The following is a 263-nucleotide window of genomic DNA, read 5'->3' on the forward strand; positions in this document are numbered from 1 at the left end:
GCAAGATGCGAAGGGTAAAGTTTTAGACAAAACGAACGGCAAAAAGTATCAGGTCACCATCACTTGGAAAGACAAAAAAGGCTGGAAGCCGACAAAAGTAGAAACGTTAAAATAACCGCAAAAAAGCAGCTGATTATTCAGCTGCTTTTTTCTGTCATACGTCAGCTGAAAAATGCACCGACGCGCTGTAAAGGATTCTGCCGTCAACGGCCGTCACCTGATGGGATACAGAACGGACGCGAAGCATAATCGCCTGGTTGTTT

The 263-nt window shown here is 44.9% G+C and carries 2 protein-coding genes; one reads left to right on the forward strand and one right to left on the reverse strand.

Annotated features, from left to right (window positions below):
- Positions 1 to 115: DUF1510 family protein (locus SB660_RS21385; protein WP_410584409.1), on the forward strand; the 115-nt coding region annotated here is incomplete at its 5' end.
- 39 nt (positions 116 to 154) lie between these two features.
- Here SB660_RS21385 and SB660_RS21390 read toward each other — a convergent pair.
- Positions 155 to 263: DUF2536 family protein (locus tag SB660_RS21390; protein ID WP_410584411.1), on the reverse strand; the 109-nt coding region annotated here is incomplete at its 5' end.

The organism is Bacillus sp. SIMBA_005, assembly GCF_046535585.1.
Taxonomy (GTDB): Bacteria; Bacillota; Bacilli; order Bacillales; family Bacillaceae; genus Bacillus; species Bacillus pumilus.